We start from the raw sequence: 26,376 nt of genomic DNA, 5'->3' as shown, positions 1-26,376 counted from the left end.
CGTGCCGTGCGGACGCTCCGGCGTCCCCTCCGAGCGCGGGAAGAACTCGTACCAGGAGCCGTACAGCGCCCGCTCCCGCTCCACCAGCAGGGGCATGGCGGCACTGGCGGAGACGAACTCCCGGAGCGGATGCCGGGCCAGGACCTCGTCCACCTCGGGCGCCAGCGCCGCCGCGTACCGCTCGGCCACCGGCAGCGAGTCGTCCAGCAGCCGCCGCGCCGCCTCCCGCACCACGGCCCGTGCCGGACCACGCGGCACGCGGGCCGCCGCCCGCTCGTAGAGGTGCCCGCCCTCCTCCAGGACCAGGCCGGTGTCGATGTCCGCGGGGATCTTGATCTCCGCGTGCCGGCGCCAGGTCGTGACGGGATCGCTCCAGGCCTCCACGGTGTACGTCCATCGGCCCACCTCGTGGAGCGTCACCTCGGCACCCCAGCGATCGGTGCCCGGCGCGAGTTCCCGCATCGGCGTCCAAGGCCCACGTCGGCCGTCCGGGTTCTTGAGGACCACGTTGGCGCCGACGGCGTCGTGGCCCTCGCGAAACACCGTCGCGGTGATCTCGAACGTCTCACCGCTCACGGACTTGGCCGGCCGCCGACCGCACTCCACGCGCGGATGGACGTCCCGCACCGGGATACGGCCGATCGCTCTGGTGGACCTCACGCTGCACCTCCGCAGTACCGAAAAAGGTTGGATGCCCCGGCCGAAGCGGCCGGGGCGCTACCGCTCCGCCGCCAGACGCAGCGTCGGCCGGCTCGCCGCGAGCCGCGCGACGCCGTGCCTGCGAGTCGCCCCGCCCCGCAGCAGACGGGTGTCCGCGCCCGCGCGCAGGTACTGCTCGGCGGCGTCCGCGGCCTCCCGCGCGCAACGCTTGCCCATCAGCACGCACAAGGTGTATCCGCAGTCCTCGAAGGTGGCCCGCACCGCGCGGTCGCCCGGACGCGCGAGCATGACCCGTTCCCAGGCGCGGTAACTGCGCAGACGTCTGGCGACTTCGGTCTTCGCTGGTAGCAGCATGGCGCTGTTCACCTTCCGGGAGTGCGAGAGGTACGTCGCCCCGCGGCGAGCGGGTCGGCCATGTAAGCAGAGGTGCGAAACCGTCAAACCTCCCGAGGCCTTCACTTATGGTGCACGGCCCGCCACCCAACGTCCTGTTGGATCTTGATTGTGGTGCGCTCGTGTTGCACGAATGGCGTAGCAGCCCCACTGTGGTTGTGACTCAGGAGCGAACAACGCTCACGCTTCGTGTTCGGGGCTCGGTCCGTCGGACCGAGAAGGGGCGGAGCCTCGCCGGTGAGGAGACGAACGAGATGAAGACCGCAGTGCCCTGCTACTACCACCTCGACGTGGACGTGAGCCCGGACCGGGTCGGACAGGTGAGACGCATCCTGGCCGCCCACCTGAAGTACTGGGACCTCGAGACGCTCGTCGAGCCCGTCTGCGGCGGAACCGAGATGCTGCTCATGGCCATCGACGAGCACGCCACGGACAAGCACATCTCCATCGAGCTGTGGTGGAACGGCCAGCACCTGATCACCGCAGTCGGCGGCGACGACCGGGACCTGCGCCCGGACCAGGACCTGCGCGGCTGCCTGGAGCGCATCGCCGCCATGAGCGACGGCTGGGGCTGCTGCGCCACCGACACCGGCAGCAAGGTCATCTGGTTCTCGCAGCGCGCCCGCGCCGGCGAGCGCGTCCCGCTCGTGCAGACCCTCCCGGAGGGGGACCTGCGCGAGATGCTCCAGGTGCCGCGCGCACTGCCGGTCGCGGCCCTCGCCGCCGCCGCGGAACAGACGCACGGCGTCCTGGAGGGCGCCCGGTGACCTCCCGGCCGAACCGGAACGCTGGGGTGCCCGCCTGGAGCGGGCGCCCCTACCCGTTGGGCGCCGACTTCGACGGGAACGGCACCAACTTCGCCCTCTTCAGCGAGGTCGCGCACCGCGTCGACCTCATCCTCGTCGACGACGACGGCGGCAGCCGGGGCGTGCCCCTGACCGAGGTCGACGGCTTCGTGTGGCACGCCTACCTGCCGGGCGTGGGCCCCGGCCAGCGCTACGGCTACCGGGTGCACGGCCCCTGGGACCCGTCCGCCGGCCACCGCTGCAACCCCGCCAAGCTCCTCCTCGACCCCTACGCCCGCGCCGTCGACGGGCAGGTCGACAACCACGCCTCGCTGTTCGAACGGGCCGGGGCGTGCCCCGATCCCAAGGACAGCGCGGGACACACCCTGCTCGGCGTGGTCACCGACCCGGCCTTCGACTGGGGCGAGGACCGGCCGCCGCAGCGCTCCTACGCCGACACCGTGATCTACGAGGCCCACGTGCGCGGCCTGACCCGCACCCACCCCGATGTCCCGCCCGAACTGCGCGGCACCTACGCCGGCCTCGCGCATCCCGCGGTGACCGGACACCTGACCTCGCTGGGCGTGACCGCCATCGAGCTGATGCCCGTCCACCAGTTCGTGCAGGACGGGGTCCTGACGGACCAGGGTCTGTCCAACTACTGGGGCTACAACACCATCGGCTTCTTCGCCCCGCACAACGCCTACGCCGCCCACGGTACCCGCGGCCCGCAGGTCAGCGAATTCAAGGCCATGGTGAAGGAGCTGCACGCGGCCGGCCTCGAAGTGATCCTCGACGTCGTCTACAACCACACCGCCGAGGGCAACGAGAAGGGCCCCACCCTCTCCTTCCGCGGCATCGACAACTCCTCGTACTACCGTCTGGTCGACGGGGACTGGTCGCACTACTACGACACCACGGGCACCGGCAACAGCCTGCTGATGCGGCACCCCTACGTCCTCCAGCTGATCATGGACTCGCTGCGGTACTGGGTGACCGAGATGCACGTCGACGGCTTCCGCTTCGACCTCGCGGCCACCCTGGCGCGTCAGTTCCACGAGGTGTCCCGGCTGTCGGCGTTCTTCGACCTGATCCAGCAGGACCCGGTGATCAGCCGGGTGAAGCTGATCGCCGAGCCGTGGGACGTCGGCGAGGGCGGCTACCAGGTGGGCAACTTCCCGCCCCTGTGGTCGGAGTGGAACGGCCGCTACCGCGACACCGTACGGGACTTCTGGCGGACGGAACCGGGCTCGCTCGCCGAGTTCGCCTCCCGTCTGACCGGCTCCTCCGACCTGTACGCCCACAGCCGGCGCCGCCCTCGCGCCAGCGTCAACTTCGTCACCGCGCACGACGGTTTCACCCTGCGCGACCTCGTCTCGTACAACGACAAGCACAACGAGGCCAACGGCGAGGGCAACCAGGACGGCGAGAGCTGCAACCGGTCCTGGAACTGCGGGACCGAGGGCGACACCGACGACCCGGCCGTGCTGGAACTGCGCGCCCGCCAGCAGCGCAACCTCCTCGCCACCCTGCTGCTGTCGCAGGGCATCCCGATGATCTGCCACGGCGACGAACTCGGCCGCACCCAGCGCGGCAACAACAACGCCTACTGCCAGGACAACGAGGTCTCCTGGATCGACTGGCGCCTGACCCGGGAGCACAGCGACCTCGTCGACTTCACCCGGCGGCTCATCGCGCTGCGCTCGGCCCACCCCGTGCTGCGGCGGCGCCGCTTCTTCCGCGGCGAGACCGTCACCCACGCCGGCCAGCCGCTGCCCGACCTGGTGTGGCTGCTGCCGGACGCCTGTGAGATGACCGACGGCGACTGGCAGCGCTCCGACGCGCACTGCGTGGGCGTGTTCCTCAACGGCGACGCCATCGCGGAACCCGACCCGCGTGGCCGGCCGGTCGTCGACGACTCGTTCCTGCTGCTGCTCAACAGCTACTGGGAGCCCGTCGTGTTCCGACTGCCGGGCGCCGAGTACGGGGAGCGCTGGGCGGTCCGCGTCGACACCGTGGAGCCGGACGGCGGTCCGGACGAGACGGAGCACAAGGCGGGGGCCGCGGTCACGGTGGAGGCCCGCAGCCTGGTCGTGCTCTCGCGCCCGCCCCGGCGGTCCGAATAGCGCCGCGGACAGGGGCTCAGCGGCCGCGGTGCGAGGTCACCGTGAACTGGGCGCCGTCGGGGTCGCGCAGCACGGCCTCGTCGGCGCCCTTGACCAGCACACTGCCGCCGTGCAGCTCGGCGTCCCGGGCGCAGGCCGCCACGTCCGTCACCGCGAAGTGGACCTGCCAGTGCGGTCGGATCGTCGGATCGGGGGCCGCCTCCAGCGCGCCCGACTCGATCCGGGCCACGGCATCGCCCCGACTGCGCAGCACGACCTCGTCGCCCTCGTAGTGGACCTCGCAGCAGCCCGGCTGGTCGGTCGCCCAGTCCAGCAGCTCGCCGTAGAAGATGGCGGAGTCGAAGGCGTCGCGGGTGTGCAGACGGATGAAGGCGGGTGCGGCCTGTCGCCAGGCTTCCCAGTTGCCGATCAGCGGGCCCTCCCAGACGCCGAAGGTCGCGCCGTCCCGGTCGGCCAGCAGCGCCGCCCGGCCGGGCGGCAGCGAGATCGGCCCGACGGCGACCGTGCCGCCGCGCTCCCTCGCGCGTGAGGCCGCCACGTCGGCGCTCGGCACGGCGAAGTACGGCGTCCAGGCGACCGCCATCTGCCACACCGAGGCGACGGCGGCGATGCCGGCCACGGGGACGTCGTTCACCAGAGCCGTGCGGAAGTGGTCGCCCAGGCTGCCCCGGCGCCAGTGCCAGCCGAGGACGGCCCCGTAGAACCTCTGTGTGGCCTCCAGGTCCCGGCTGGTGAGGCTGACCCAGCAGGGCGCCCCGAGCACGCAGTGCGTGGAGACGACCTCCTTCGCACCGGAGGCGGCATGGGAGCGGTGATCGTTCATGGCACTCGCGTTCCTGGTCGATCGGCGGCCGTCGCGGCTCTGGCACCAGTGTCCGGCCGAACCGTGCCACGGCGCCTGCCGAGTAATCGCCGGAGCGATGGAGGTGCGTCACGAGTACCGCGCGGATCGCACGACGAAACGGACCGGAGCGTGGAACCCGGCCGGAAGTCGCTCAGACCGGACCGGACCGTGGAATCCGACCGGTAGGTCGCTCAGTCGTGGGACGCCGTGGGCTCGCATGCCGTGGTGAGGTGATCGTCGCTCTGGGCGGATGACGCCGGCCGGGCGTGGACGGTGCTGAGGGAGGTCACCCGGCACGCGGAGGTCGGGCCGCGCAACGGTCCTGGCCGACGCTGCTCCGGTTGGCGGCGGCCCGCCTACGGTGGGGGAGCGGCCCGGCTCCCCAGAGGATCACGGTCGCTCCCGGCCGGTGCCGAGGACCCCCTGGGAGGAGCCACGCCGAACCGAAGGACGCGGGAGCCGCCGCAGTCCGCCCCGCTGATACCCGGCATACCTCCGTCGGGGTGACCGGCGCGGTGACGTCGGCCGCTTTCGTGCCGCGTCAGGGCGTTCCGGCGGAGACCTCCTCGCGCAGCCGCTCGAAGCAGGCGCTCAGCAGCCGGGAGACGTGCATCTGCGAGATGCCGAGCTGCTCGGCTATGCCGCTCTGCGTCATACCGCCGAAGAAGCGCAGGTACAGGATGGTCCGCTCGCGCTCCGGCAGGGCCCGCAGGCACGGCGCGACGGCCACCCGGTCGACGACCGTGTCGTATCCGGGATCGGGGTCACCGAGGGCGTCCTCCAGCGCGTAGCCGTCGGTGCCGGGCATCTCGGCTTCCAGCGACAGTGCCGAGAAGCACTCCAGCGCTTCCATGCCGGTGCGGACCTCGTCCTCGGTCAGCTGCGCGTGCTCGGCGATCTCGGCGAGGGTCGGGGCGCGCCCGGATGTCGTCTGGGAGAGTTCCTTCGCGGCGTGGCGTACCCGGTTGCGCAGGTCCTGGACCCGGCGCGGGACGTGCAGCGTCCACATGTGGTCGCGGAAGTGGCGCTTGATCTCGCCCGTGATCGTCGGTACCGCGTACGCCTCGAAGGCGCGACCGCGGTCCGGGTCGTAGTGGTCGACGGCCTTCACGAGCCCGAGGGCCGCCACCTGGTAGAGATCTTCGAGGGACTCGCCACGCCCGCGGAAGCGGACGGCTATCCGTTCCGCCATGGGCAGCCAGAGCCGGACCAGTTCGTCGCGCAGGGCCTGGCGCTCGGGGCCGTCGGGCAGCTGGGCGAGCCGGGCGAAGGATTCGGCCGTGTCGGGGGCGTCGTCGTGGGAGTGCTGCTTCGTTCTGACGGTGGTACGCATCGCGCGCGCCTCCCTCAGGAAGGTGCCGGTGGATGGACGGACACCGTGGCAAGGCCCTCGGACCCCTCGGTGAGATCACCCGGGGCCGGCCCGTCGCGGGCTCCCACGGAGGTGCCTCCTGTCCGAAGCACTTCCCAGCTGATGCCCGTTCTGCGCTGTTTTAAAACAGTTAATCCTATTTAAGCTGTCCGGATGTGGCCGCTCCGTGACGGGTGGTCCGACGGCGGTCCGCCCTCGCCCGTCTCCGCGCCCGCGCCTCCGACGGGCCGGCGCCGCCGATCGCGCCGGCGACGTGATGTGCGGCACGCCCGCCGCGCCGGCCGCGCGGCACGGGACGGGGATTCGTGCTGCGCACGGCTTGATCACCGATCGAACGGCAGCGAAGCCCCTGACCACGGCGCATTCCGCTCATTTGACAGTGCGCTGAGCCCGCGGATAGGAAGCAGCCCGTAGAAGTCGAGAGGTGGACTGTGTACGAGCCGAACGTGGTCGGGGACTGGCACGAGTACGACGAGCATGCCGGCCTGCGCGTCCGCGTCCACCGTCTGGAGCAGGCGGAGCCGCCCCGGGGACGCGACGACGCCGCCGAGGGGCTGACGTATTTCACCCTGCGGGTGACCGTCGAGAACCGTGGCGAGCGGAACTGCGGCGTCCACCTGGAGGACGGGCAGATCGACGTGCGGATCGGGCCCGACGGTGAGAGTGCCTTCATCGACTGGCGCAACTCGCAGTTCATCGAGGGCTTCGACGTCTACCCGCTGCGCCGCGCCACCGCCGTGCTGTACGCCGCGGGGCCCGAGACCGCGCTGGGACAGGTCGACGTGCAGATCCAGTTGCGCGTCGACGAGGAGTGGGCCGGGCGGCGGATGTGGGTGGGCGGCGTCGGCCTGCACGAGGGGCCCGCCGGAGCCCCCGCCGCGGTCCGCGACAGCCTGGCCTGTCAGGTGAGCAAGTTCCTGCGCGACCAGGCCGAAGAGGGCACCGCCTGACGTCCTGTCCGAGGCCCCGCCCCGCTCAGTGCGGGATGCCGTCGATGATCTCGCGGGCGCCCTGACGCAGCAGCGCGACGGCCACCGAGGTGCCGAGCGTGGCCGGGTCGAGGCGGCCCGCCCACTCGTGGGCGTTCAGCCGGGTCTTGCCGTCCGGGGTGAACACGCAGGCCCGCAGCGAGAGTTCGCCGCCGCGGTCCACCCGGGCGAAGCCGGCGATGGGGCTGTTGCAGTGGCCCTGGAGGACGTGCAGGAACATCCGCTCGGCGGTGGCCTCCCGATGGGTGGCCGGGTCGCCGAGCCCGCTGACCGCGTCGATCAGGTCGCTGTCGCCCTCACGGCACTGGAGGGCGAGGATGCCCGCGCCGATCGGCGGCATCATCGTCTCCGGTGAGAGCACCTCGCTGATCACGTCCGGCCGGCCGATGCGCTCCAGGCCCGACACCGCGAGCAGCAGCGCGTCCGCCTCGCCCGCCGCCAGCTTCGCCAGCCGCCGGTTGGCGTTCCCGCGGAACGGCACGCACTCCAGGTGCGGGTGAGTCGCGGCCAGTTGGGCGACCCGGCGCACCGAGGAGGTGCCGATCCGGGTCCCCGCCGGGAGTTCGTCGAGGGTGAGCCCGCCCGGGTGTACGAGGGCGTCGCGGATGTCGTCCCGCTTCAGGAACGCCGCGAACACCGTGCCCGCCGGGAGGGGCCGGTCCGCCGGGACGTCCTTGACGCAGTGCACCGCCAGATCGGCCTCACCGGCCAGCAGCGCCGCGTCGACCTCCTTGGTGAACGCGCCCTTCCCCTCGACCTGGGACAGATCCCCCATCCACTTGTCGCCGGTCGTCTTCACGGGGACGACCTCGGTGCGCACACCGGGATGCAGGGCGGCCAACTCCGCGCGGACGCGCTCCACCTGGGCCAGGGCCATGGGCGAGTCACGGGAGACGATGCGGATCAGTTCCGGAACGGACATGCGCGACACGATAGACCCTCGGGCGGGTCACCGTTCGACGGTCGGGGGGAAGCGCGTCCTGTGCTGGGCGCGGGCGCCGAGACGGCCGTGGAAGCGGATGGCGCCTTCGCTCCGCCTGGGTCGTCCGCCACGGGCCGCGGTGGCGCCGAGGGTGCGGGCTCGGCGGTCACGGCCGACATCGGCGGCGCGCCGAGCCCTGGACGCCGGTGCCCGATCACCCCGGGGGCCGGCCGCGGGACCGGCCGCTGGGGTGATCGGGTCCCACGTCCCGGGGCCGGCCCCGGTCACCGGTTCACGCGTACGCGTCGAAGGTGATCCCGGACGGCTTCGCCGAGTTGAGGTGGTTGCCGAAGTTGGCGTCCTTCAGACCGAAGTTGGCGCTGCCGAAGTTGTAGGAGCTCAACTTGTCGCGCAGGCCGGCCGGGTAGCCGTTCCAGCCGACCAGCGGCGGGTACTGCCAGGTGCCCTTGTGGTTCTCCGGCGGCTCGTCGTTCGAGTTCGCCAGCCGGAAGCAGTGCGTGCTGATCCCGTCCTTGTGGTAGACGACCTTCGCGTGGGTGCCGTCGAACCGGACGCCGGAGGCGGCGGTGACGGTGAACGAGCCGTGGTTGGACGTCGACACGTACTTCACCGCGTTGTTCTGGACCCACACCACGACGTGCTCCCAGTCGTTGCGGTGCCCGCCGATGCTGCTGCCCGCTATCGCCTGGTCCTTCTCGAAGTACAGGCCGTACAGATAGGCGCACCAGCCGTTGTTGCACTTGTAGCGGGAGTAGCTGTTGGTGTTGTCGAGGTCCGAGGCGTCACGGCAGTTGCCGTTGAGGGCACCGGTCGGGTTGAGGCCGCCGTTGATCGTGCCGTCGGGGCCGATCGCGGGGGTGGAATAGCAGCCGTCCGTGTCGTAGTCGAACGCCGGGAGGTACGCGCGCTCGCCGGCTTCGGCGTTGGCGGGCAGGGCCGTGGGCGGGGCGGCGAACGCGACCGTGGGGACGGCGACGACGAGCGCGGCGGCACCGGCGAGTCCGGTGAGCCATCTCCTGCGGTGCTTCTTGAACGTGGGTGACGACACTGCGTCCTCCTCAGGACCGGGCGCAGCCGAACGGCTGTGGGGGAAAGGGGAGTTCAGCTTCCCCGATCTTCGGTTCCGCGCCAAGGGGTCGCAGGCGTCTCTGTGGTGAAGCACAGCCCAACAACGGGCGTGTGACGCTGTGTCAGGGGGCCGCGGGACCGTCGGGGAGGTCGGCCGCCGACTCCTCGGGCGTCAGATCGCCGCGCAGCCGGAGCCAGGACGGCTGGCGCAGCATCCCCGCCCGGGTCCGGGTGCTGTAGCGGACCTCGCCGACCAGCAGGGGCCGCACCCAGTGGGCGCCCGGCGCCGCCGGTACGGCGTCGAAGGGGCACACCCCGGTCGCGGCGGCCCGCAGCAGCCCGGCCAGCTCGGCGCGCTCGGCCTCGCTCCAGCCGGTGCCCACGCTGCCGACGTACCGCAGGCCGGTCGCGGCCCGCTGACCGACCAGGACCGCGCCGGGCAGACCGGTGAGCCGGCCCTTGCCGGGCAGCCAGCCGCCGACCAGGACGTCCGCCGTACGCATGTTGCGGATCTTGATCCAGTCCCGGGACCGCACTCCGGGCTCGTAGGGCGAGTCCAGCCGCTTGCAGACCAGCCCCTCCAGGCCGTGGGCGCGGGTCGCCTCCAGCGCCTCCCGGCCGTGCCCGACGAGCGCGCCCGGCGTCGACCAGGTGGGCCCGTCCAGGGCCAGCTGCTCCAGCCGGGCGCGGCGCCGGGAGTACGGGATCCGCAGCAGGGAGTCTTCGCCCAGGCGCATCACGTCGAACAGCACCAGGTGGACGGGGGCGGTCGCCGCGAGGCGTGCCGCCTTCGCCGGCGCCTGGGCGAGACCCATCCGGGACTGGAGCAGCTGGAAGTCGGCACGGCCCTGTCGGTCCAGGGCGAGGATCTCCCCGTCCAGCACGGCGGGCGTGGTGCCGAGCGCCGCGCCCAGCGGGCGCAGTTCGGGGTAGGCGGCGGTGATGTCGTCGCCGGAGCGGGCGCGCAGCACGAGGGTGCCGTCACCGGGGAGATAGACCACGGCCCGCTGCCCGTCCTGCTTGGTCTCGTACGCCCAGCGCGCGTCCTGGGCCTGGGGCGGGAGGGTGCCCGGGGTGGCGAGCATGGGGGCGATCAGCGGCAGGGTCACGGGTGACTTGTCGCCGGGCCCGCGCCACGGCACGCCCGCCGCCGGTGCGGTTCCCCTGATCGGAGGCAGCGGGCCCGTCCGTCCTCGCGGCCGGGGCCGAGGAGGTGGGTTTGCCGCTCGGGCAGAGGTGGTCGCCGGGGGGCGGCGGGGGCTGGACAGGGAGCCGGTGCGCGACGGCGACGAGAGGGGCCTGAGGGGAGGCAGGGGTCCCTCCGTGCTGGGAGCGGTCCCCGCAGGAGCAGCTCGGCACCCTCTTCCACCGCGTGGTCGGCGACGTCCTGCCCACGCCGTCGGCGAGGACGACCGAGCTGCCGGCCGGAGCACGGCGGACGGTGCCCGACCGGCGGGCGGACGGCGCCTGCCGCGTGGGGCGGCGGCATCCGGCGCCGGACCCGCAGGGTGGCCGGGGCCCCGCCGCCGGGCCCTTTCCTACTCTCCCGTAATATCGCGCGCCAGGCCGTCAGAGGAGAGAGCCGTGTCCCCGTCCCACCGTTCACCCCTGTTGCTCGCGGGCCTCCTGGCCTCGGCGGGCATCGCCCATTTCGCCGCACCACGAACCTTCGACGCGATCGTGCCGCGCGCCCTGCCGGGCTCCCCGCGGGCCTGGACGTACGCGAGCGGCGCCGCCGAGCTGGCGCTGGCCGCCGGTCTCGCCCTTCCCGCGACCCGCAGGAGGGCCGCGCTGGCGACGGCCGCGTTCTTCGTCGGCGTCCTCCCCGCCAACGTCAAGATGGCCGTCGACTGGCGGCACCGCCCAGCCGCCCTCAAGGGCGCCGCCGTGGGCCGACTGCCCCTCCAGGTGCCTCTCGTGCTGTGGGCGCGCAGTGTCGCACGGAACGCGCGGAAGGCGGAGGGAGGCTCGTGAGCAAGGTGCCCGGGCCCGGTGACCTGGTCGAGGACTTCGCGCTGCCGGACGAGACCGGGACGGTCCGCAAGCTCACCGAGCTGCTCGCCGAAGGACCCGTCGTCCTCTTCTTCTACCCCGCCGCCCTCACCCCCGGATGCACCGCGGAGGCCTGCCACTTCCGCGATCTGGCCGCCGAGTTCGCCGCCGTCGGCGCGCGTCCCGTCGGCATCAGCGGCGACCCGGTCGAGCGGCAGCAGGAGTTCGCCGGCCGTCACACGCTCGGAATGCCGCTGCTGTCGGACGCCGACGGCGCCGTGCGGGAACGGTTCGGCGTGAAGCGCGGCTTCACCCTGGCTCCCACCAGGCGTGTCACCTTCGTCATCGGGCGGGACCGCACCGTCCTGGCGGCCGTGCGCAGCGAGCTGCGCATGAACACCCACGCCGACCGTGCCCTGGAGGTGCTGCGCGCCCGCGGCGCCTGAGAGCCGCAGGGGCTCGTCCCGCCGCGGTTGATGCGACGGGACAAAGGGACCATTCTGGACGGCATGAAGCAAGTCGCCGCTGCGGCCGTCGTCGACGCACGGGGCATCGTGACGGGCTGGAGCGAGGGAGCCCGTCAGCTGACCGGCCGCACGGCGCAGGACGCGGTGGGCCGGCCGGCGGCCGAGCTGCTCGCCGAACCCTGGCCGGCACGCCGGGACGGGGCCTGGACCGGCCCCGTCGTCGTGCGGCACCGCGACGGCCACCCGGTCACCGTGACCGTGGCCGCCTGCCCGGTGCTCGGCCCCGGCGGCGAGGCCACGGGCCTCGCCCTCACCGCCGTACCGCCGTCCCTGGACCCCGGTGCGCAACCGACCGTCGCGGAGCGCGCCTTCCAGCAGGCCTCGATGTCGATGTCGGTCTTCGACCCCGATCAGCGCTACCTGCGGCTCAACGACGCCGCGTGCCATGTGATGGGCGTGCCCGAGGAGGTCCTGCTCAACCGGCCCTTCCCGGAGACCGTGGAGGACGCCGAACACAGCCGGGGCTTCAACTGGCACCTGCGTCATGTCTGCGAGACCGGCCGGCCGGTCCGCTACGAGAGCTACACGGGCGCCCCGGCGCTCAACCGGGAACACGCCTGGAGCATCGAGATGTGGCCGGTCCGGGACGCCGACGGCGTAGTCCTCGGCACCGCCCTGGCCGCCTTCGACAGCACCGAGCAGTACTGGGCGCGGGAGCGGCTGGCGCTCCTGAACGAGGCCGCGGCCGCCATCGGCACCACCCTGGACGTGGTGCGCACGGCCGAGGAACTGGTCGGTGTCGTGGTGCCGCGGTTCGCCGACTTCGCCAGCGTCGACCTCTTCGACTGGGTCCTCGGCGCCGAAGAACCGCCGCCGGCCGTATCCGGCGACGGGGTGGAGCTGCGTCGAGTCGCCCACGGCTCCGTCACCGCGGGCACCCCCGAAGCCGCCGTCCATCTGGGGGAGGCGGACCTCTATCCCGCGTTCTCCCCGGTCGCACGGGCCCTGCGGGAGGGCCGGGCGGTCATCAGCCAGGCCGGTGAGCCGCCGTTCATGCGGTGGGTCGAGGAGCGCAACGCCCGAGCACCGAAGGGACGCGCCCACCGCGAGGGCGTCCACTCGATGATGGCGGTGCCGCTGCGGGCCCGCGGCACCACCCTGGGCGTCGCCGTCGCCGTGCGCGTCGCACAGCCCGACGACTACGCGGCCGACGACGCCGTCTTCGCCGAGGAACTCGCCAGCCGCGCCGCCGTCTGCGTCGACAACGCCCGCCGCTTCGCCCGCGAACGCACCACCGCCCTCGCCCTCCAGCACAGCCTGCTCCCGCGCGGACTGCCCGGCCAGGTGGCCGTCGAGGTCGCCCACCGTTATCTGCCCAGCGGTTCGACCGCGGGCATCGGCGGCGACTGGTTCGACGTCATCCCGCTCTCCGGCAGCCGGGTCGCCCTCGTCGTCGGCGACGTCGTGGGACACGGCATCCCTTCCACCGCGACCATGGGCCGCCTCTGCATGGCCGTCCGCACCCTCGCCGACGTCGACCTCCCGCCCGACGAACTCCTCACCCACCTCGACGACCTCGTCACCCACCTCGCGGCCTACGACGACGGCGCCGACGACGTCGCGGAGCTGGGCGCCACCTGTCTGTACGCCGTCTACGACCCGGTCGACCGCCGGCTCACGCTGGCCTCCGCCGGCCATCCCGCCCCCGCCGTCGTCCGGCCCGACGGCACGGCCGCCCTGGTCCGGATGTCTCCCGGCCCGCCGCTCGGCGTCGGCGGGCTGCCCTTCGAGGCGGTCGAGCTGGAGCTGCCCGAGGGCACCGTCGTCGCGCTCTACACCGACGGCCTGATCGAGGACCGCGACCGCGACGTGGACCGCGCCACCACCGAACTGTGCAACGCGCTGACCGCGCCCGCCACCTCCCTCGACGCCCTCTGCGACACGGTGCTCAAAGCGGTCCTGCCCGAGGAGCCCAGCGACGACGTCGCCCTGTTGATGGCCCGCACCCGCGCGCTCGGCGCCGGACAGGTCGCCACCTGGGACGTGGACCCGGACCCCGCCCAGGTGGCCGCCACCCGTCAGGCCGCCACAGAACAACTCGCCGCATGGGGCCTGGAGGAGACCGCCTTCGTCACCGAACTCGTCGTCAGCGAACTCGTCACCAACGCCATCCGCTACGGCGAACCCCCCATCCGGCTACGGCTGATCCGCGACCGCACCCTCATCTGCGAGGTGTCCGACGGCAGTTCCACCTCGCCGCACCTGCGCCGCGCCCACGCCTACGACGAGGGAGGACGCGGCCTCCTGCTGGTCGCACAGCTGACCCAGCGCTGGGGCAGCCGGCAGACGGCCCGCGGCAAGACCATCTGGTGCGAGCAGACGCTGACCCCGACGGCGTGAGCGGGCTCGGCGCCGGAGGAGGCCCCGCTCACGCCCGGCGGCGACCTGGCCGGGCGCGTACGGAACTCGGCCCGCCTCAGAACTCCTCGTGCGCCTCCGGGTCGCCGCCCAGCCGCCGGGGCACCCGGTTCGCGATCGCCGCCATCTGCGCCGCACCGAGTTCGAAGCCGAACACGTCCAGGTTGGCCCGCTGCCGCTCCGGGTCCGCGGATTTGGGGACGGGCACCGCGCCCAGTCGCAGGTGCCAGCGAAGGACGGCCTGGGCGGGGGTGACGCCGTGGGCGTCGGCGACGGCGACCACGTCCGGGTCTGCCAGCAAGGCCGAGCCGCGGCCCAGCGGGCTCCAGCTCTGCGTGACGATGCCCTTGGACTCGTGGAAGGCGCGCAGCGCGTCCTGCGGGAAGAGCGGGTGCAGCTCGATCTGGTTGACGGCGGGCAGGACACCCGTCTCCTTCTCCAGCCGCTCGATATGAGCGGCGGTGAAGTTGGAGACGCCGATCGAGCGGACCAGCCCGTCCTCCCGCAGCTTGATCATGGCCCGCCAGGAGTCGACGTACCTGTCGACGCGGGGCAGCGGCCAGTGGATCAGGTAGAGGTCCACCCGGTCGACGCCGAGCCGTCGGCGGGAGTCCTCGAAGGAGGCCAGGGTCTCGTCGTAGCCGTGGTGGCGGCCCGGGAGCTTCGTGGTCACCACGATCTCCTCGCGCGGCACGCCCGCGCGCGCGATGCCGCGGCCCACACCGCTCTCGTTGCGGTAGTTCGTCGCCGTGTCGATCAGGCGGTAGCCGAGGCCGAGCGCCCCGGCGACCGCCTCCTGCGCCTGCGCGTCGTCCATCGGCCATGTGCCGAGACCGATGGCCGGGAGCGTCGTGCCGTCGTTGAGCGTGTGGGCGGGGATGTGGTTCACCGTCGGGCCTTCCCTCGACTGCGTCGTTCCTCCACCCTGACCGACAGGCCGGGGGCCGATCAACCGGAGGAGCGGGGGCGAGGGCGGAGGCGCTGTCGTCCCGCCACCGATTCGCTGTCACGATCTTCGGGGAGCCGTACCGGCGACGACAACGAGCGGAGCGCGCATGACGACCGAGTTCGACAGCGGGTCGGGGGACGTGGCGAAGGGCATGGCGGTGGACAGGACGGCGCGTACGACGGCGCCTGCGGCGGTGGACGCGGCGTTGGACGAGGCCGTGCGGGCCGCCGGCCTGACGCTGCGGCCGGCCGCCGGGCACATCGGCGCCGACATCGGGGGTGTCGACCTGGCCGGCGGCCTCGACGACTCACAGGTCGCCGCCATCAGGGCGGCGGTGCTGCGCTGGAAGGTGGTCTTCTTCCGCGGGCAGCGCCTCGACCACGCCGGGCATGTGGCGTTCGCCCGCCGGTTCGGCGAACCGGTCGTCCTGCGCAAGCGCGGCAGCACCTCCCCTGCGGACTTCCCCGAGATCGAGACCACCGCCGACCGGCTGGAGCTCGGCGGCCGGTTCGGCATGGACCACGACGAGTGGCTCCGGCGTCGCCGGCACACCCTGCTGCGCGGCTGGCACTGCGATCACGGCGCACGCCTCGACCCGCCCGCCGCGACGATCCTGCGCGCCGAGACCGTCCCGCCGTACGGGGGCGACACCACCTGGTCCAATCTGGCCGCCGCCTACGCCGGACTCTCCGAGCCCCTGCGGCGGTTCGTCGACGGACTGCGCGCCGAACACCGCCTCGGCGTCGGCTACCAGCCCCGGCCGGGCGACGACGCCTACGTCCGTCACCTCCTCGACCACCAGGTGGCCTCCGTACACCCGCTGGTACGGGTCCACCCCGAGACGGGCGAGCGGATCCTGTACGTCAACGGTTACTACGTCGAGCAGATCACCGGCCTCTCCCGTGCGGAGAGTGCGGCGATCCTGGAGCTGCTGCTGGCGGAGGCGACCCGCCCCGAGTACACGGTCCGCTTCCGCTGGGAACCGGGCAGCGTGGCCTTCTGGGACAACCGCGCCACCATCCACCTCGCCCCCGGCGACAACGCCCACCTCGGCTTCCCCCGCACCATGCACCGCGTGATGCTCACGGGAGACGTCCCGCTCGGCGTGGACGGCAAGGCGTCGGAACCGGTCGTGGGGACGGAACCCGGCCGCTGGTGAGGCCACGCGGCGGCCGACGGCGCGCCCCGCTGCCCACACGGGCGCGCCGTCGGCCGCTCTCGGACGGACGTGGTGCCGGTGGACGGTCACCCGGTTCCCGGGGACTTCGCACAGGGTGCGGTCACCCGCCCGCCGTGGGCCCGGCACGGCGCGGCGTTCCCGCGGCACGCGGCGGGGGCGGCCGTCACGCTCGGGAAGGGGAGGAGCCGGCGGACCTGGCAGCTGACGCGTCTGCCGGTGATCCGGGCGCGCCGGCCCTGTCAGATCCCCGGCTTCCACCCCAGCGCCGGTCCCAGCCTCGTCGCCATGTCGGTGAGGATCTGTACGTAGTCCTCGTGGGCGAAGGTGAACGGGAGGGCGAAGGCCACCTCGTCGATCTCGCGGAACGCCGCGTGGGTGTGGAGGCGTTCGGCCAGTTCGGCGGAGGTGCCGACCAGGTCCGGGGCGAACAGCAGGCGGGCCGGGCCCTGCGGGGACGTCGTGCGGGGGAGGCGCCGGGCGGCGAACTCCTCGTACTTCGCGCGCTGCCGGGGCGTGGCGGAGTCGGTGGGGATGACCACGAGGCCCTGCGAGACGCGGGCGGCGTCACCGTCCTGGTGCGCGGCGCGGAAGGCGCGCACCAGGGCGAGCTGGAGATCGGCGAAGTCCCGTGTGTCGTCCGGGTCTTCGGCCTTCACGACGCTGCTGGTGAGGAAGTTCACGCCGTTCTCCCCGGCCCACCGGGCCGAGCCGAGGCTGCCGCCGCCGTACCACAGGCGGCTGCCGAGGCCGGGGGAGTGCGGCTGCACACGGTCGGAGAACACCTCGAAGCCCTCCACTCCGCTGAAGCCGGTGGCGGGCTCACCACGGACCAGGTCCAGCAGCCGCCGCACCCTCCCGTACCCGAAGTCCTCGGCGTCGGCGGTGTCCGGGTACAGGGCCTGCTTGACCCGGTCGTAGTGCATCGGCGGGCCGACGCTCACGCCCGGATTGAGCCGGCCTCCCGACAGGACGTCGACGGTCGCCAGATCCTCCGCCAACCGCAGCGGGTTCTCCCAGCCCAGCGGGATCACCGCGGTCCCCAGCTCGATACGGCTCGTGCGCTGCGAGGCCGCCGCCAGGACGGCGACGGGGGAGGAGATGCCGTACTGGAGGTGCCGGTGGCGCAACCAGGCGCTGTCGAAGCCCAGCCGCTCGCCCAGCTCGATGATCTCCAGGGTGGTCTCGTGCCCGCGGCGCGGGTCGGCCTCGTCGAACAGGCCGATGGTGAGGAAGCCCAGCTTGCGCAGCGGTCGCGGGGCGGACGGCATCGGTTCCTCCTCGTCGACGGCGAGCGCCGCCGTAGACCGGCACTTCTCCTATTGTCACAGGATCGGTCCGGCCGGGTCAGGTCAGCGGGATGACGACCTCGTCCTCGACCGGGGGATCCACCTCCTGCGCACGGTTGCCGGTGGCCGCGTGACAGCGCAGTCGCACGCTGTGCGGGCTCACGTCCAGACGCAGGAAGCACTTGAAGAACGGCGGGCTGTACGTCGCCGAACTCGGCGAGAACAGCGACGTGTAGACCTTGCGCACGGGCAGCCGGAACCGCGCCCCGCGGCCGGGCCGGCGGGCGGCGCCCAGCAGGGTGGCGACCAGCCGGATCCGCCGGGTGATCCGTACCGGACCGCCCGGACCGCGGGTCGGCGGGATGCCGAGCCGCTCGGCGATCACCGCGGTCGCCTCGGCCTCGGTGATCCTGAAGAACCGCCGCAGCCGCAGCCGCCGGCCGTACAGGCGGCTGTAGAAGGCGAGGGAGTCGCCGCGCAGCGGGTAGCAGCGGAAGCCGGCCTCCGTGACCCCGCCGACCGATACGCGCGGGATGGTGTGCGTGGCGTGCATGAACGCGCCGCCGCCGCCCGCGACGACGTACTGGAGGGTGCGGCCGTCCGCCAGCGGCACCGGATAGCGCTGGTAGTTGTGGATGTCGCCGCCGATGGCCGCGACGAAACGGTGCTCGGGATCGCGGACGATCTCGTCGACCGTGCCGCCGCCCTCGATCGGGCAGGGCCGGTGCTCGCCGTCCACGTACAGCGGCGAGCCGGTGATCAGTATCTTCGGACGCGGCCCGCGTGCCACCTCGCGCAGCCACGCGCCCTGTTCGGCGTCCAGGGTGCCGAGCAGGCCGGTGTCTATGCCGATGATCCGCACCGGCCCGGAGTCGATCGCCCAGTACGGCCCCGGCTGCACGGCCTGTTGTGACGGGTGGGCCCGCAACGCCTTCGCCGCGGCGAGGCGTCGGCCGTCGCCACGGCGCGGCCGGTGCCACAGCAGGGAGCGCAGCCGGGCCCGGCTGAAGGGCCGGGGCGCGGGCTCGGGGGGCAGCGGCGGGGCGTCGCCGCAGAAGACCCGCATGAAGGCGCCCAGGTCCTCGTACCAGTCGTGGTTGCCGGGTATCGCGTAGATCGGTGCCCGGTAGTCGCGGTACGGGCGGAAGAACTTGCCCTCGTAGTCGTCCGCGCTGCCCACCGGATAGATGACGTCGCTCGCCAGGACGGCGAAGCTGCTGTCCTGACCTATCTTCAGAAAGCCCGGTACGACGGCGTACTGGGGGTCGTCGCCCTCACCCGTGTCACCGATCACCATGAAGGAGAAGCGGTCCGGGTCGGAGCGCCGGATCACCTTGTCCGCCGGCGCTCCGGCGGCCGCCCGCTGGGCAACCCACCGGCCGCGGGTACGGCCGGTGGGGTCCCCGAACCAGGACGCCAGTACGCCGTTGCGCGCGGCCCACAGCATCCGGGGGTCCAGCCATGAGATCTTCTCGACCACGGCCGGCATCAACCGCGCGTAGGTGCCGGGGTCGTTGGCGCCCCAGCCGGCGCCTTCGGCGGTATCGCGTGAGGAGTCGGACACCGGTGCACCGTAACAACAACGGTCCGGGACGGAACGGCGGGGAGGGGTGAGCGGGTCTTCGGTCCCCTGCCGAACGCGGGCTTCCCGCACGCGAGTTCCTGCGCGTGCGGGACGCCGACGTGCTCAGCTCAGCGGGTCGAGCGTCAGGTACGCCTGGAGCGGCGAACCGTCGTGCACGAGCGACTCGTGGTGGCCGACGTCGTCGAAGGCGAACGCGTACGCCTTACCGTCGGCCATCTGCGCGTGGATCTTGCGGGCGTAGTGGTTGGTCACGGTGTCCTGGTAGAAGTTGGCCGACGTGGTGTCCGGCTGGTTCGGATTGACCAGGAGGGTGGAGCGGTTGAACCCGGCGCACAGCGTGCGGGAGATCGGGCCGCGCACCGCGTCGTTGGGGGCGTCCAACAGGCGGTGGCAGCCGAACACGCTGTCCGCGTCCGGCTTCTGGAAACTCGTCACCACGGCGCCCGAACCATTGGTGAAGTTCATGACGCCGCCGGACACCCGGCCGTAGTACTTCGTGCCGGGCTGGTCCGCGAACGGTGTCACGGTCAGCGTCGAGGTCGCGTACTTCTGCCAGACGCGGTTGATGTAGTCGTCCAGCACGGTACGGGGCAACGCCCCGGTCTCCACGCCGTACAGCGGGGACAGCGCCCGCAGGACCGTGCCGTCGGAGCGGGTCTGGATGAGGTTCGCCCAGCCGCCCGGCTGCCCGCGCAGGGCGTTGAAGAAGCCGCTGTAGCCGCCCGGCTTGAGTCGGCCGGTGCTCACCGTGCTCCCGTCGGAGCGCTGCACGCCGACCGCGTACGGCGCGGAGAACATGTCGACCTGGGTGCTGTTGAGCCACAGGCCCGAGTCGTTGAGCGTGTACTCCGACCAGTTGAACAGGATGTTCCGGTTGGGGTCGGCGGGATTCTGCACGGCCGGCTGCACCAGCCCGCCCGTGGTCAGCCTGAACACCAGTTTCTGGCCGTACGAGAAGTAGATGCGGCCGGAGAACTTGGGGATGCGGATGGTCGCCGACTGGCCGGCCGCCGGCCCCGTGATCGAGGCGTCCGGCGCCGGGGTGGGCGGGTTGCCGCCCGCCGGCCACGCGTGGAAGATGCCGTTCGCGTCGGCCCAGCCCTGCTGACCGGTCGTCAGAAGGGTGCCGAGGTTGTAGACGTAGAGGGGTTCGCCCCGCCCCGAGTTGTTGGTGATCTTGAGCGGGATGGTGGCGGGGACGGCGGCCTGGGCCGGTGGCCCCAGGGTGAGCAATGTGCCGACGAGCGCGGCGACTCCCGCCGCTGCCGCCAGCCGGGACCTGAGTGTGCGCAACACTCTCCACCTCCGTGCGGGTAGGCCTGTGGGGTTGGTCCGTACCTGTTGAGAGCGCTCTCAACGTCGCATCAGGGTGTGGGCATGTCAATGACCGTGCACGAAAGAGGCGCCCGCGGTCTGCTCGCGCGGGCGCCTGAGCCGGTGTTCGCGCTGGTCGCGCGTCACCGGAAGGGCGCGATCGAGCAGATCCGACAGCGCCGCCCAGTGCCGGTCGGAGGCCGCCTCGTGGTAGGCGGCGGTGTCGGCCTGGGTGAAGCCGTGCCCGGCGCCCTCGTACACCTCGCAGCGGTGCCGGACGCCGGCCTCCGTCAGGGCCTTGGCCAGCCGGGCCCGCTGCTCGGGCGGCAGCGAGGGATCGTCGTCGGCGTGGCCGAAGTACAGCTCGGCGGTGACCCGGCGGGCCACCAGGTGCGGGCTGTCCGGCGCCTCGGTCGCCAGCCGCCCCCGTGGAAGCCGGCCGCCGCCGCCACGTGCTCGGGATGGGTGCCCGCGGTCAGCAGGGAGAGGCGGGCGCCCATGCAGTTCCCGGTCACCGCCACCGGTCCGACCGCGACCAGCGGGTTCCCCGCCATCCAGCGCAGATACGCGCCGGCGTCCCGCATCGCCAGGTCGTCGGTCAGGGACCGTATCACCGGGCCCAGCTTCTAGAAGATCTCCGGGCGGGCCGCCGGGTCGATCAACTCGGGCATCTGCACGACGGAGCTGCGCCCGTGACGGTGGAAGACGTTCGGCACCAGCACGGTGTACCCGGCCCCGGCCAGCCGGTCGGCCATCGCCCGCAGGTGCGGACGGAGCCCGAACGCGTCCTGGTACAGCAGCCCGCCCGGACGGGGTGCGCCGTCGGAGGGGCGGGAGAGATGGGCGTCCGCGACGCCGTCCTCGGTGGGGACGTCCACGGCCGTTCCCTGTACGGAGGTCATGCGCATGTCTCTCTGCGGTGTTCGCGGCGGACGGCCGACCGCCGGCGGCGGGGCCGCGCCGGGGCCGTCCATATCGTTGCGTGCGCCATCGAACCGGCCGCGACGGGCCCGGGTGAGCCCGCCGCGGCCGTCGCCCCGGGCTACTCGAAGCGGGAGGCGTCGCCCGCTCCGTACCGGATGATCTCCGCCTCGCCTCCCGAGAAGTCGACGACCGTGGTCGGCTCGGTGCCGCAGTCCCCGGAGTCCACCACTCCGTCCACGGCGTGGTCGAGCCGGTCCTTGATCTCCCAGCCCTGGGTCATCGGCTCCTCCTCGCCCGGCAGCAGCAGCGTGCTGGACAGCAGGGGCTCGCCGAGTTCGGCGAGCAGCGCCTGGGTGACGACGTGGTCGGGGATGCGCACGCCCACCGTCTTCTTCTTCGGGTGCTGGAGCATGCGCGGCACCTCCTTCGTCGCCGGGAGGATGAAGGTGTAGCTGCCGGGCGTGGAAGCCTTGATCGCGCGGAAGACGTCGTTGTCGACGTGCACGAACTGCCCGAGCTGTGAGAAGTCCTGGCAGACGAGGGTGAAGTGGTGCTTGTCGTCCAGCTCGCGGACGGCCCGGATCCGGTCGACGCCGTCCCGGCTGCCGATCCGGCAACCCAGCGCGTAGCAGGAGTCCGTCGGGTATGCGATCAGTGCGTCAGCCCGGATGGCCGCCGCGACCTGGGCGATGGTGCGCGGCTGCGGGTTGTCGGGGTGAACGTCGTAGTACTTCGCCATTGGGGGAGCTTATGCCGTCCGGCGGGCGACCGGCTTTCTGGCATAGGTATGACCGGATACCTCTCGTGGGCGTCATGTCCGACACCAGCGCGTCCTCCGGGGGCACCGACCGCATGGCCTCCGAGCCGGCGGCCTGCCTCCCCGCGCTGCACCGGGCCCTGGACCGCCCGCCGTGTCGGTTCCACCTACCCGCACCCCAAGCCGCCCGAGGGGCAGCTCCTGCTGCGCAGGTTCATCGCGCAGCGGGAGGGCGCCACCGTCCGCGAGGCCGCCGACGCCCTGCTGATGAAGCCCGACAACGTCAGCGCACTGGTCTCCCAGATGACCGGACGGCGTCAGGACAGCACCGACAAACGCCTCGCCCACCTGTATCTGACGGCGACCTCCCGGCGGCGCATCGCCGAGGTCCGCGATCTGGAGACCGGTTACCTCTCCGAGGCCCTGACGCCCCTCACCGGCGGCGAGATGGACGCCCTCGGCTCCGCGGTCGGCGCGCTCATCTCGCTCACCCGCCACCTGCACGCCGCCGCGCACTGAAACGGGGCAGGCCTCGCGAGGCCTGTTCCCCGGCGGCACCCGCGGTGTCCGGCGCTTCTGCGGTGCCCGGGAGTATCGGTCCCCGGGGTTCTCCGTGCCCGAAGCCTGTCTGCCCGGACGTCCCGCGCCGCACGTCTCGTTGTCCGGGCGTCCCGTGTCAGAAATCTCGTTGCCCGGACGTCCGTGCCGCACGTCTCGTTGCCCGGACGCCCCGCGCCCAGGACCTCTGTCACTGCCCACGACTCCTCGTGCCGCGCTTCCCGCTGTCACCGCCCTTTTCGTGGAACCCCGTACACAGACAAGGCTTCTCCATGCCATCCACCACCGTGGATCACTCCGGGGTGCTGGCGCGCGCCGCGGCGCGGCCCCCGGCCGCTTGCGCTCCAACGCCTGGCTCACGCTCTGCGCGGTCGCCTTCGGCCTGTTCATGGTCCAGCTCGACGCGTCCGTCGTCGCCGTCGCCGGCTCCGAGATCGACCGCGACCTCCAGGCCTCCACCGCCGGCCTCCAGTGGAGTCACCACGGAGCGCGCGAGCAGTCGCGGGTCGCCGTCGCTTCTCCGTCCGCCCACTCCGCCAGGCGGAACCGTACGGGGAGCCGACGCCGGTCGGGCCCGCGTCCGCGCCGGTGAGGTAACGTCCCTGACCGATATGACTGGTTCGGCCGTGGGGGCCGTGGGGGCCGTGGGAGCCGTGAGGGACGAGGAGCGTGCGCCGACATGACCGGCCGGGACGACGAGCACCGTCACCGTCACACGGACGTGGCGGTCACCGGGCACGCCGATCCGCCGTGGGCGCAGGAGCTGCTCGACCATCTGCGGCCCGGCGGACGCGACATCGCCCGGATCGTCGACTGGCTCGGTGCCACCGTGGACGCGGCCGTCTCGCTCCGCGACGAGAACGGCACCCCCCTCGCGGGATCGCCCACCCCCCTCGAGGAGGAACTGGTGACGGACATCGTCACCGGCCGTCTCGCCTCAGCCTCCTGGGAGGGCGACGGCCGCCACCTGCGGCTGATCCGCGTCGAGCTGCCGCCGCCCGCCGCGACCGGCGTGCTCGCCGTCGCCCGGACCGCCCCCTTCGACCGGCGTGCCGCCGACGTCGTGACCCACACCGCCGCCGCCCTCGAACTCCTGCTGCGCGCCGAACGCACCGCCGCCACCGGACACCGGCTTGCCCGCGCCACCTCCGACCTGCGCCTGGCCATCCTCCAGCTGCTCATGGTGGAGGACATCAGCGCGGCCCGCCGGGTCGCCGCCGGCCTGTGGCCCGGCCTCCTCGACACCGACACCGCCTGTGTGTACGTCGTCGAGAGCACCCCCGAGGACCGTGACCGGCTCGCGGAGGCCTGCATCGAGGTCACCCGCGAACAGAGCCTGGTCGTACGCTGCCCGGCCGTGGACGCCCACGTGATCGTGGTGACCCCCCGCGACACGGCGGGCGCCGACCTGCGGGCCCTGTGTGACCGGCAGCCCGACACCTTCCTGGGCGGCAGCGCCCGGCAGAGCCTCGCCCACACCGCCGCCGCCTACGGACAGGCCGTCAGCGCCCTCGCCGTCGCCCGCTTCCGGCCCGGCAGGACGGCCGTCTACGCCGAACGCACCCATCCCGAGCGGCTGATGGACCCCGCCGTCCTGGGCGCCTGGACGACCCGCCTGCTGCGCCCCCTCGACACCCTCGCCCACCACACCCGCGCCGAACTCCTCGCCACCACCCGGCTCGGTCTGGAGTTCACCGCCGTCAGCGCGGCGAAGATCCTCGGCGTCAGCCGCAACACCGTCCGCGCTCGCATGGAACGCGTCGAGCACCTCCTCGGCGTGGACCTCTCCGACCTCGCCGTCCGCGGCGCCGTGCATCTCGCCCTGAACACCGAGGCCGGCCTGGCGGAGGACCGCCCGCTCTCCACCGCCGCGCCCGCCCGCCTCGGCGACCTGCTCACCGGGCCGGCGCTGCGCACCTGGGCGCACGACCTGCTCGCCCGCCTGGACACCGAAGGCCGTGACCTGCGCGGCACCCTGTGCGCCTGGATCGCCGCCGGCGGCAACGCCGAGCGGGCCGCCCAGCTTCTGGGCGTGCACGCCCAGACCGTCCGCGAGCACGTCCGCGCCGCCGAGCCCGTCCTCGAACGTCGGCTCCTCGCGGCCGGCAGCGACCTCTACGAGGTCGTCCTCGCCCATCTCGCGACCGGCGCCCTCGATCCGCCCGACCTGCACGCGAACCCGCATCCCGACGTCCACCAGGCGTAATCGGGCCATCCGGACGCGTCTGTGCACAGGTGAGTCCTCCGGTCCCGCGAGCGGGCACCGGCGCGATTCACAGCCGGTGCGCCCGGCACGTAGGTTCGAGAGCGGCGGGGGTTCGACCGGCACGGGGGACCGGTCGCACCCCCGCGACGCCGCCCCCGACCGCGGTCAGCCGCGCAGCCGGACCGGGATCTCCCGCCAACCGCTCGCGATGAACGACGGCACCTGCTCGCCGCCCGGGGGCCTCCCACAGCTCCACCGTGATCGCTTCCACCCGCCGCCGCAGCGACTCGGTGCGCCGGTGGTGAAGCCCGGAGCGGCCGGACGCCGCAGCCGGGCGTGGTCGGCGCCGTACGCGGAGAGCTTGTCGATCACCCCGACCCAGCCGCGACAACTCCCTGCGGTTGCCCCGTGCGGCACGTGCTCCGCCACCTCGCAGGGCAGGCCGTCGGAAACCGACCGCCGGCGCGCCACCGCCGATCCCGACGACAGCCACTTCCCCTCCACGGCCGCGACGACGGGCTCCCGCGGGACGCGCCGTGGGCTCCACGCGGACGACGTCGAGGACCGCCGCGCTCGGCGCGCCGCCGCCGAGCGCCGTACCGCTTCCGGCCGCCGGTGAGTGTGCCCGCGTCACGTCCGGCCGCCGGTGAGTGCCCGCATCGCGTCCGGCCGCCGGGAACGGCGCGTCCGGCCTCCTCCACCCCTTCCGGCCCGCCGAGGCGCTCTCCCGGCGCACGCCGATCCCGGTCCGCCCGATCGCGGAGCGGCGCGCTCACCGGCGGAACCGTGCCCGCCCCCATCCCGACGTGGGGTGTCCTTCGGCGGACTCTCCCCGCGCGGCCCGGTCCACCGGAGCCCGGTCCGGGCCCGTGACGCGCTACGCGCCGTGCGGCGGCGTGAGAACGGCCAGCGTGCCGTTGGCCTGGCACAGCGCCAGTTCCAGGGTGCCGGGGGCGTGCAGCCCGCCCGACCCGTCGGGCGGGATCAGCCATTCCAGGGAACGGGCGGGCCGGTACGGCGGGGGCACCGCGACCCATGAGCCCCGGCCCGCGTAGCGCAGCCCGTCGCCGATCCAGCGGCTCGCCGGATCGGGCGGCAGGAAGAAGCCCACCCGGTGGGCCGCCGTGTCCACGAGGGTCGGCCCCGGCACCGGCAACGTCGGCTGCCACAGCAGGTCCAGGGTGAGCAGGCCCAGCCGGTCGGGCACGCTCAGCACGTCCCAGTAGCGGCCCGCCTCCAGCAGCGTGACCCCGTGACCTTGATCCCACTCCCGTTTGCAGTTCCGCGGATCCGTCGCGGCAGCGGCGAGCCACTCCACGCCGCGCGCCCACATCACATGGCTCATCGTCCGGCTCCGTCCGAGGTCCGCCCGGAACCGGCGGGCGCACCCCGGCGCCCCCGGTACCGGAGTCCGGCCCGTCGGCCGTACGCCGACTCGGCATACGCATGCTGGTGGACATGTCTGAGTGGCGGAAGGGGTGGCGAACGGTGGCGTTTGAGTCCGGTCCTTTCGCGTCTCGCGCCGCCGTCCGGCGCCGGTCTCCTGTCCAGGACCCGGGT

Annotated in this window: 23 protein-coding genes and 2 pseudogenes; 10 read left to right on the top strand and 15 right to left on the bottom strand. The window is 73.0% G+C overall.

What is annotated here, in order from left to right:
• Window positions 1–660: maltotransferase domain-containing protein (locus ACZ5Y0_RS19590; RefSeq protein ID WP_469129925.1), on the bottom strand; the 660-nt coding region annotated here is incomplete at its 3' end.
• Window positions 661–717: 57 nt separating this feature from the next.
• Window positions 718–1,014: a DUF5133 domain-containing protein gene (locus ACZ5Y0_RS19585; RefSeq protein WP_467516631.1), complete on the bottom strand. Its 297-nt coding sequence runs from the start codon at window positions 1,012–1,014 to the stop codon at window positions 718–720.
• Between the two features lie 293 nt (window positions 1,015–1,307).
• Here ACZ5Y0_RS19585 and ACZ5Y0_RS19580 point away from each other — a divergent pair, with 293 nt between their 5' ends.
• Together ACZ5Y0_RS19580 and glgX are read left to right on the top strand one after the other, a co-directional pair.
• The gene (locus tag ACZ5Y0_RS19580) at window positions 1,308–1,820 is read left to right on the top strand and encodes a pep a2 (protein WP_469129924.1); all 513 of its coding nucleotides are present in this window, start codon (window positions 1,308–1,310) and stop codon (window positions 1,818–1,820) included.
• 26 nt (window positions 1,821–1,846) lie between these two features.
• Complete coding sequence (gene glgX / locus ACZ5Y0_RS19575) at window positions 1,847–3,964, top strand: glycogen debranching protein GlgX (protein ID WP_469129923.1); 2,118 nt, start codon at window positions 1,847–1,849, stop codon at window positions 3,962–3,964.
• Between the two features lie 16 nt (window positions 3,965–3,980).
• Here the strand turns inward: glgX and ACZ5Y0_RS19570 are convergent, their stop codons facing one another.
• Complete coding sequence (locus ACZ5Y0_RS19570; RefSeq protein ID WP_469129922.1) at window positions 3,981–4,787, bottom strand: VOC family protein; 807 nt, start codon at window positions 4,785–4,787, stop codon at window positions 3,981–3,983.
• Window positions 4,788–5,349: 562 nt separating this feature from the next.
• The gene (locus ACZ5Y0_RS19565; RefSeq protein WP_469129921.1) at window positions 5,350–6,141 is read right to left on the bottom strand and encodes an RNA polymerase sigma factor SigF; all 792 of its coding nucleotides are present in this window, start codon (window positions 6,139–6,141) and stop codon (window positions 5,350–5,352) included.
• A 470-nt stretch (window positions 6,142–6,611) separates the two neighbouring features.
• Here ACZ5Y0_RS19565 and ACZ5Y0_RS19560 point away from each other — a divergent pair, with 470 nt between their 5' ends.
• Window positions 6,612–7,130, top strand: a complete 519-nt coding sequence (locus ACZ5Y0_RS19560) for a hypothetical protein (protein WP_469129920.1) — start codon at window positions 6,612–6,614, stop codon at window positions 7,128–7,130.
• Window positions 7,131–7,155: 25 nt separating this feature from the next.
• Here the strand turns inward: ACZ5Y0_RS19560 and hemC are convergent, their stop codons facing one another.
• From hemC to ACZ5Y0_RS19545, 3 genes are all read right to left on the bottom strand, one after another.
• Window positions 7,156–8,091, bottom strand: coding sequence for a hydroxymethylbilane synthase (hemC, locus tag ACZ5Y0_RS19555; protein ID WP_469129919.1), 936 nt, complete (start codon window positions 8,089–8,091; stop codon window positions 7,156–7,158).
• 292 nt (window positions 8,092–8,383) lie between these two features.
• Window positions 8,384–9,160 (bottom strand): NPP1 family protein, encoded by a 777-nt coding sequence (locus ACZ5Y0_RS19550; RefSeq protein ID WP_469129918.1) that lies wholly within the window; start codon window positions 9,158–9,160, stop codon window positions 8,384–8,386.
• A 142-nt stretch (window positions 9,161–9,302) separates the two neighbouring features.
• A complete protein-coding gene (locus tag ACZ5Y0_RS19545; protein ID WP_469129917.1) occupies window positions 9,303–10,289 on the bottom strand; it encodes an ATP-dependent DNA ligase in 987 nt (328 codons plus the stop codon).
• A 475-nt stretch (window positions 10,290–10,764) separates the two neighbouring features.
• Here ACZ5Y0_RS19545 and ACZ5Y0_RS19540 point away from each other — a divergent pair, with 475 nt between their 5' ends.
• The 3 genes from ACZ5Y0_RS19540 (at window position 10,765) to ACZ5Y0_RS19530 (ending at window position 14,039) form a co-directional block, all read left to right on the top strand.
• A complete protein-coding gene (locus ACZ5Y0_RS19540) occupies window positions 10,765–11,154 on the top strand; it encodes a DoxX family protein (RefSeq protein WP_469129916.1) in 390 nt (129 codons plus the stop codon).
• Window positions 11,151–11,618, top strand: coding sequence for a peroxiredoxin (locus tag ACZ5Y0_RS19535; RefSeq protein WP_469129915.1), 468 nt, complete (start codon window positions 11,151–11,153; stop codon window positions 11,616–11,618). Before ACZ5Y0_RS19540 ends, ACZ5Y0_RS19535 begins: the two co-directional genes overlap by 4 nt.
• A gap of 63 nt (window positions 11,619–11,681) precedes the next feature.
• On the top strand, window positions 11,682–14,039 hold the full coding sequence (locus ACZ5Y0_RS19530; RefSeq protein ID WP_469129914.1) for an ATP-binding SpoIIE family protein phosphatase: 2,358 nt from the start codon (window positions 11,682–11,684) through the stop codon (window positions 14,037–14,039).
• Window positions 14,040–14,115: 76 nt separating this feature from the next.
• Here ACZ5Y0_RS19530 and ACZ5Y0_RS19525 read toward each other — a convergent pair whose 3' ends face one another.
• Window positions 14,116–14,946: an aldo/keto reductase gene (locus tag ACZ5Y0_RS19525; RefSeq protein ID WP_469129913.1), complete on the bottom strand. Its 831-nt coding sequence runs from the start codon at window positions 14,944–14,946 to the stop codon at window positions 14,116–14,118.
• Between the two features lie 211 nt (window positions 14,947–15,157).
• On the opposite strand from ACZ5Y0_RS19525, the gene ACZ5Y0_RS19520 reads away from it, so the two are divergent.
• The gene (locus tag ACZ5Y0_RS19520; protein ID WP_469129940.1) at window positions 15,158–16,165 is read left to right on the top strand and encodes a TauD/TfdA dioxygenase family protein; all 1,008 of its coding nucleotides are present in this window, start codon (window positions 15,158–15,160) and stop codon (window positions 16,163–16,165) included.
• 260 nt (window positions 16,166–16,425) lie between these two features.
• Here ACZ5Y0_RS19520 and ACZ5Y0_RS19515 read toward each other — a convergent pair whose 3' ends face one another.
• The 5 genes and pseudogenes from ACZ5Y0_RS19515 to ACZ5Y0_RS19495 all read right to left on the bottom strand — a co-directional run bounded on the left by ACZ5Y0_RS19515 (window position 16,426) and on the right by ACZ5Y0_RS19495 (window position 22,034).
• Window positions 16,426–17,454 (bottom strand): LLM class flavin-dependent oxidoreductase, encoded by a 1,029-nt coding sequence (locus ACZ5Y0_RS19515; protein WP_469129912.1) that lies wholly within the window; start codon window positions 17,452–17,454, stop codon window positions 16,426–16,428.
• Window positions 17,455–17,530: 76 nt separating this feature from the next.
• Window positions 17,531–19,036, bottom strand: coding sequence for a metallophosphoesterase family protein (locus ACZ5Y0_RS19510; RefSeq protein ID WP_469129911.1), 1,506 nt, complete (start codon window positions 19,034–19,036; stop codon window positions 17,531–17,533).
• 123 nt (window positions 19,037–19,159) lie between these two features.
• Window positions 19,160–20,353: a glycoside hydrolase family 64 protein gene (locus tag ACZ5Y0_RS19505; RefSeq protein WP_469129910.1), complete on the bottom strand. Its 1,194-nt coding sequence runs from the start codon at window positions 20,351–20,353 to the stop codon at window positions 19,160–19,162.
• A 174-nt stretch (window positions 20,354–20,527) separates the two neighbouring features.
• Window positions 20,528–21,273, bottom strand: a pseudogene (locus tag ACZ5Y0_RS19500) (dienelactone hydrolase family protein); the annotation flags it as partial.
• A 140-nt stretch (window positions 21,274–21,413) separates the two neighbouring features.
• Window positions 21,414–22,034 carry an L-threonylcarbamoyladenylate synthase gene (locus ACZ5Y0_RS19495; RefSeq protein ID WP_469129909.1) on the bottom strand — a complete coding sequence of 207 codons (621 nt, stop codon included), beginning with the start codon at window positions 22,032–22,034 and terminating at the stop codon, window positions 21,414–21,416.
• Between the two features lie 74 nt (window positions 22,035–22,108).
• Here ACZ5Y0_RS19495 and ACZ5Y0_RS19490 point away from each other — a divergent pair.
• From ACZ5Y0_RS19490 to ACZ5Y0_RS19480, 3 genes and pseudogenes are all read left to right on the top strand, one after another.
• Window positions 22,109–22,571 (top strand): annotated as a pseudogene (locus ACZ5Y0_RS19490) (MarR family transcriptional regulator).
• A gap of 376 nt (window positions 22,572–22,947) precedes the next feature.
• Window positions 22,948–23,202: a hypothetical protein gene (locus ACZ5Y0_RS19485; protein WP_469129908.1), complete on the top strand. Its 255-nt coding sequence runs from the start codon at window positions 22,948–22,950 to the stop codon at window positions 23,200–23,202.
• Between the two features lie 87 nt (window positions 23,203–23,289).
• A complete protein-coding gene (locus ACZ5Y0_RS19480; RefSeq protein ID WP_469129907.1) occupies window positions 23,290–24,816 on the top strand; it encodes a helix-turn-helix domain-containing protein in 1,527 nt (508 codons plus the stop codon).
• 165 nt (window positions 24,817–24,981) lie between these two features.
• Here ACZ5Y0_RS19480 and ACZ5Y0_RS19475 read toward each other — a convergent pair whose 3' ends face one another.
• Both ACZ5Y0_RS19475 and ACZ5Y0_RS19470 read right to left on the bottom strand, forming a co-directional pair.
• The gene (locus ACZ5Y0_RS19475) at window positions 24,982–25,233 is read right to left on the bottom strand and encodes a hypothetical protein (protein ID WP_469129906.1); all 252 of its coding nucleotides are present in this window, start codon (window positions 25,231–25,233) and stop codon (window positions 24,982–24,984) included.
• Window positions 25,234–25,693: 460 nt separating this feature from the next.
• Complete coding sequence (locus tag ACZ5Y0_RS19470) at window positions 25,694–26,161, bottom strand: hypothetical protein (protein WP_469129905.1); 468 nt, start codon at window positions 26,159–26,161, stop codon at window positions 25,694–25,696.
• Between the last annotated feature and the right edge of the window lie 215 nt (window positions 26,162–26,376).

Source organism: Streptomyces sp. NPDC033216, assembly GCF_055577115.1.
Note: the sequence above shows the minus strand (reverse complement) of the source record. Positions and strands in the feature narration are given on the sequence as shown.